This is a genomic window from Pseudomonas sp. P5_B2, assembly GCF_056400445.1.
Genome location: NZ_JBFULH010000256.1, coordinates 1 through 6,007, shown reverse-complemented (window position 1 = coordinate 6,007; position 6,007 = coordinate 1). Strand labels below are relative to the sequence as shown.

Genomic DNA, 6,007 nt, shown 5'->3' with positions numbered 1-6,007 from the left:
TCCCATGGCCGCGCATATCAACGTGGCGCTGTTTGCCCGGGGCATCAACATCCACTTGCAGACCCGCCTGTATTTCGACGACGAACCGCAGGCGAATGCCGAGGATCCGGTATTGAACCTGATCGAACAGCCCCATCGACGCGAATCCCTGATCGCCAAGCGCTGCACGGTTGACGGGAAGCTGGCCTACCGATTCGATATTCATATTCAAGGCGAATCGGAAACAGTGTTCTTCGATTTCTAACGACGCCGGCACGGTGTTGAGACGCAAGCGCTCAACACCTTAATTCCAGTCTGTTTTCTTATGCTCGCTGCAATACCGACTCGCCCGCTTTCGGGGGCAATCGCAGGTTGTCGAGCAATGCAATCCCCGCAATCACGGCAACCCACAGGAACGTCAGCTGAAAGTCGGCCGTCTCTGCGTRCCCGGTATTGCCATGGATGCTCATGGAGAAACGTAGCAACAACGCGCCCGTGGCAATCCCCATCGCCATGCTCAGTTGGAAGAACATACTGAACAAAGTTGAAGCATCGCTCATCTGCTCCTTGGGAACATCGGCAAAACCCAGCGTATTGAACGCAGTGAACTGCATGGATCGCGACAAGCCACCGACAAACAGAACCAACAAAACCAACACCCGACTCATGTGCTCATCCAACAATGCACAAACCGCTATCGCCAGCACTCCGAGAATGCCATTGAACATCAGCACCGGACGAAAGCCCCAGCGGTGCATTACCCGCGTGGTGAACGGCTTCATCGCCAGATTGCCAGCGAAGACAGCCAATACCAGTAGCCCGGCATCCAATGCCGATAGACCGAAGGCCAGTTGAAACATCAGCGGCAGGAGAAACGGCAAGGTGCTGATGGCGATCCGAAAAWTCGAGCCTCCCCACAGGCAAACACTGAAGGTACGGATTTGCAAAACACCCAGCGCCAGTAAGGGTTGCGCATGCCGACGCAGATGTCGCCAGGCAAAAACTCCGAGTATCACGCCAGCACCACTGAGTGACAGTGCCGGCAACACATTGGCATGAGTTTGCCCCAGCATCTCTACCCCGAACAGCAGCGCAGCGCTCGCGCCGCCGGCGAGCAGAAAACCAGTGAAATCGAATGCCCGGGCAATGACGTGGTCTTGCTTGGGAATCAACACCAGCGCGGCAATCAAGGCCAGTACGCCCAACGGAAGATTGAGGTAGAAAATCCACGGCCACGATGCGTGGGTGACGATGAAACCGCCCAAGGGAGGGCCGAGTATCGGCGCGACCAGACCAGGCCAGGTAATAAAAGAGATGGCCCGCACGAGGTCTTTCTTCTCGGTGGTGCGAAGCACGGCCAAGCGCCCGACGGGTACCATCATCGCGCCGCTGATACCCTGCAGCACGCGCGCGGCGACAAAGGTTTCCAGGCTGTCACTCAGCCCACACATCAACGAAGACAGGCTGAACAGCACGATCGCCAAACTGAATACCAGGCGTGAGCCAAAGCGATCCGCCAACCAGCCACTAATGGGGATGAACACCGCAACCGCGAGCATGTAGACGCTCATGCCAATGCTCATATCCACCGCCGGCACACCAAACGTCCTGGCCATGTCCGGCAGCGCGGTGGCTATCACCGTGGCGTCGAGGTTCTCCATAAAGAACGTGACCGCTACCAGCAGGGCGATCAATGTTGAGCGGTGTTGAGACATTGGTCATCCCTGATTAGCTACGACAATGCCCGACACTTTACTATCGAATGCGGAGTGCAACACGTTTAGCTAATGTCGATCAGTTAAGCCGTAACGCGACCTGTAGCAGCTGGCGAAGCCTGCGTTCGGCTGCGYAGCAGTCGTGATATCAGACGATATGGTGTTTCAGGAAGACCGCAATCTCAGGTTTTACGACTGCTACGCAGCCGRACGCAGGCTTCGCCAGCTGCTACAGATCGTGTTATCCCCATCCATGTGCCTCCTCAATGAAGTGCAGTACCGCGCTGGATCGCTCATCTATTCGTGAAATCAGCGACAGTTCACTGACCATTTCCGGTTGAGCCAGCGGCACAATCCGTATGCCTGGCATGGTCAACCGGGTCATCGTTTCAGGCACGATGCTCAGGCCGATGCCTGCGGCAACCAGGCCAGGGATGCTCATCAGCGAAGGGACGTACATGATGTTTTTCGGATGTAGCTGGTTTTGGCGGCATGCCTGAAGCGTGTGCGAGGTCAAGCCGATACCCGCGGTGTCGTGCAGGAAAACGAACTTCTCGTGCCGAAGCGTTGCCAAGTCCCCAGTAAAGCTGTCTGCCAGTTCATGGTTGTCCGGCATCAGCAGTACGAGATTGGATTCACTGAAATGATGGGTGCGCAAACGGTCGGGCAGGTGATCCTTGAACACCCGGGCAAAGGCAAGATCCAGCTTGTGGTCGAGTAACATGTCGAACTGTGCGCGAATACCCGCATCCACCAGCGATACGTTCACCTCGGGAAACGTGCTGAAATAGTAGCGCAGCAATTGCGGCAGATTGGCCTCGAACAAGGCCGAGTGATAGCCAATATTGATCTCGCCAACCTCCCCACGCCGGGCGCGCTGGGCTGCGGCGGTTGCCAACTCACTGGACTCGATGGACTGGCGCGCATGGGGCAGGAATGCCAAGCCGGCAGCGGTCAACACCACCCCGCGGTTTTCCCGCCGGAACAGTGCCAGCCCCAGTTCGGACTCAAGCGTTCGCATCAATTGGCTCAGTGCCGGTTGTGCAATACCCAACTGTTCGGCCGCCCGGCTGAAGTGTTGCAGGTCGGCGGCGACCACAAAGGCTTTTAGGTGACGCAGTTCCATTAATCCTCACTCATAAGGCTGGCTTATCTATTTGTCTGTGTTTCGATAATTATTCTGCAAGCAACATGCGGTAACGTCTACTCACTTCGACGTTTCCTGCCAGCGCCTGGGCCCGAGCGGAATCGTATGGGTATCCCGTAACCATAAAAATAACGACGAGCACATCAATGAGCACAACCAGTCACGAGACTCATGATTCGCGCATGCCTCGCAAAGCGGTGACCGCCGCGACCGTTGGTACCGCCCTGGAATGGTTTGACTTCACGCTGTATGGCGCGATTTCGGCGACCATTCTGCCTAAACTGTTTTTCCCGGCGTTGGAACCGACCGCCGGCCTGCTCGCCTCGCTGGCAACGTTCGGTGTTGGCCTGGCCGCTCGTCCATTGGGCGCGATTACCTGTGGCTACCTCGGTGACAAACTGGGCCGTCGCAACCTGATGCTGGCTACCGTGACCCTGATGGGTCTGGCGTCGGTGCTGATGGGCCTGTTGCCGACGTATGGTCAGATCGGTATCTGGGCACCGATCCTTCTGGTTCTGCTGCGGGTCATTCAAGGCTTCGCGTTGGGCGGTGAGTCCACCGGCGCTCAACTGATGGCTTTGGAACACGCCTCACCTGATCGACGTGGGCGCTACTCAGGGATGCTCGGACTGTGCTCACCACTCAGCCAGATTTTGGCCAACGGTGTGCTGATGGGACTGGCCGCCACGTTGTCGAGCGAGCAGTTCGAAAGTTTCGGCTGGCGAATCCCCTTCCTCCTCAGTTTCGTACTGGTGGTGGTCGCAATCTTCATCCGCCTGAAAGTCGATGAAACCCCGGCTTTCGTTGCCTTGAAAAAGACCCCGATCAAGCAGGAAAAAAGCCCGCTCAAAACCGCTGTCGGCAGCCACTACAAAACCATCCTGCGCTTGATGTTTTTCTTCTGCTCGCCCGCTGCGCTGTTCTATCTGATCGTGATCTTCTCCCTCAGCTACCTGACCAAGCACCTGGGCTTTAGCCAATCGACCGGCTTCATGTCGCTGATGGTGGCTAACATGTGCGCAATTTTCGGTGCGCTGGCCGGTGGTTATCTGTCCGACCGTTGGGGCCGTAAAAAGGCACTGACATTTGGTTCGTGCATGACCTTGCTGATCCTGTTCGTCTACTTCCCGATCCTCAACACGCTAAACGTCGCCGCCATCATGGCGATCATGGGGCTGTTCCTGGGCTTCGTTCAGTTTCAGAGCGGCATTCAGCCTGTGGCCTTCGCCGAAGCGTTCCCGACCCAGGTCCGCTATTCGGGTTCCGCACTGGCCTACACCGGCGCCAACCTGGTGATCGGCGGCCCAATGCCAATGATCGCGGTCTATCTGATGGCCCAGTCGAACAACTCGCCGTGGCCTCTGGTGACCCTGTGTGTCGTGATCAACCTGATCTCGCTGGCCATGATCCGAATCAGTCCTGAAACCCGCGGTGTCGACCTCAACGCCGTAGCGGCACCTGACGCGGTCGATTCTGCCGCTACAGCCCTTCTTTCCAAATAACGCAGCAGGACGATCATGAACCGCACCGTCTTCATCCTTAACGGCCCGAACTTGAACCTGCTGGGTCGTCGTGAGCCGCATATCTATGGCCACACCACGCTCGATCAGATTCGTCAACGCAGTGAAAGGCTCTCCGAGGAACTTGACCTGGTATGCGACTTTCGCCAGACCAACCACGAAGGCGTGATGGTCGACTGGATTCAAGAGGCTTTCGAGCAAGGCGCAGCAGTGATCATCAACCCGGCCGGCTTATCGTTTCACTCGATTCCGGTACTTGATGCCCTGAAGTTGCTCAGCACACCGCTGATTGAACTGCATCTGTCGAACATCCATGCACGCGACGAACTGCATCGCCACTCCATCATGTCTGGCGCGGTTAATGCAGTGATTTGCGGCATGGGTGCCGACGGTTATCCCCTCGCCATCAGGGCCATTGACGACCTGCTGCGTCGTCAGGTGTCCAACAGCTAACACCCCTCTTCGCTCAACGCTTACACGGCGGTCTCTCGGCAGATTTTTGCCAGAGCCGCCTGCGTCTGAAATTCAGTCGCAGGCTGAAAAAACTGCCAAAAAAATAATAATTGAATGCGAGAAAACCAACATGCATCACACTGTTTTGCGCCGTAACGTGCCCGCTCAATACTCATTGATCGGCCTGACCCTGGCACTCAGCGCCATTTCGGCAACTGTCGTTCATGCCGATGAAAACAGCGGTTTCATCGAAGGCGCGACTTCCACGCTCAATCTGCGCAACGCCTACATCAATCGCAACTTCGTCAACCCCGCCTACCCGAATGCTGCCAATCCACAGAACAAAGCTGAGGAATGGACGCAAAACTTTATCCTCGACACCCGTTCCGGCTATACCCAAGGCCCGGTAGGTTTCGGCGTTGATGTTCTGGGTCTTTACTCGCAGAAGCTCGACGGGGGCAAAGGCACTGCCGGCACGCAACTTTTGCCTGTCCATGGTGATGGAGAGCCTGCGGACAATTTCGGACGGCTGGGTGTTGCCGCCAAGGCCAAGGTTTCAAAGACGGTCGTAAAAGTGGGTGAATGGGTCAGTACCCTGCCTATTCTGCGTTCGGATGACGGCCGCTCGTTGCCGCAGACCTTCCAAGGTGCGCAGATCACCTCCCAGGAAATCGGCGGATTGTCGTTGTATGGCGGTCAAATCCGGCAGAACAGCCCGCGCAATGACTCCAGCATGGAAGATATGTCCATGAACGGAAAAGCTGCGTTCACCTCCGACCGATTCAACTTCGGCGGCGGTGAATACAACTTCAACGAGAAGCGCACCACGGTTGGGGCCTGGTACGACGAACTTGAAGATATCTACCAGCAGCAATATTTCAGCCTCAACCACAGCCAACCCGTAGGTGACTGGGTACTGGGCGCCAATATGGGCTTTTTCACCGGTAAGGAAAACGGCGCCAGTCTGGCCGGTGATCTGGACAACAAGACAGCCTTTGGTCTGTTCTCCGCCAAGCTGGGCGGCAACACGTTCTATGTCGGCCTGCAAAAGCTCACCGGAGACAACGCGTGGATGCGGGTCAACGGTTCCAGTGGCGGCACATTGGCGAACGACAGCTACAACTCCAGCTACGACAACGCTCAGGAACGTTCCTGGCAGGTTCGCCATGACTATAACTTCGTCGGAATGGGTG

Annotated in this window: 6 protein-coding genes; 4 read left to right on the top strand and 2 right to left on the bottom strand. The window is 56.6% G+C overall.

What is annotated here, in order from left to right:
* The coding region (locus AC1DRJ_RS17610) for a peptidase associated/transthyretin-like domain-containing protein (protein WP_477803280.1) at positions 1-244 on the top strand (244 nt) is incomplete at its 5' end.
* Between the two features lie 58 nt (positions 245-302).
* Here the strand turns inward: AC1DRJ_RS17610 and AC1DRJ_RS17605 are convergent.
* Together AC1DRJ_RS17605 and AC1DRJ_RS17600 are read right to left on the bottom strand one after the other, a co-directional pair.
* The gene (locus tag AC1DRJ_RS17605) at positions 303-1,694 is read right to left on the bottom strand and encodes an MFS transporter (protein ID WP_477803279.1); all 1,392 of its coding nucleotides are present in this window, start codon (positions 1,692-1,694) and stop codon (positions 303-305) included.
* Positions 1,695-1,935: 241 nt separating this feature from the next.
* On the bottom strand, positions 1,936-2,820 hold the full coding sequence (locus tag AC1DRJ_RS17600) for a LysR family transcriptional regulator (protein ID WP_477803278.1): 885 nt from the start codon (positions 2,818-2,820) through the stop codon (positions 1,936-1,938).
* A 167-nt stretch (positions 2,821-2,987) separates the two neighbouring features.
* Between AC1DRJ_RS17600 and AC1DRJ_RS17595 the strand changes: the two genes are divergently transcribed.
* The 3 genes from AC1DRJ_RS17595 to AC1DRJ_RS17585 form a co-directional block, all read left to right on the top strand.
* The gene (locus tag AC1DRJ_RS17595; protein ID WP_477803277.1) at positions 2,988-4,343 is read left to right on the top strand and encodes an MFS transporter; all 1,356 of its coding nucleotides are present in this window, start codon (positions 2,988-2,990) and stop codon (positions 4,341-4,343) included.
* Positions 4,344-4,358: 15 nt separating this feature from the next.
* Positions 4,359-4,814 carry a type II 3-dehydroquinate dehydratase gene (locus AC1DRJ_RS17590; protein ID WP_477803276.1) on the top strand — a complete coding sequence of 152 codons (456 nt, stop codon included), beginning with the start codon at positions 4,359-4,361 and terminating at the stop codon, positions 4,812-4,814.
* A gap of 130 nt (positions 4,815-4,944) precedes the next feature.
* A partial coding sequence (locus AC1DRJ_RS17585) for an OprD family porin (RefSeq protein WP_477803275.1) occupies positions 4,945-6,007 on the top strand: 1,063 nt, incomplete at its 3' end.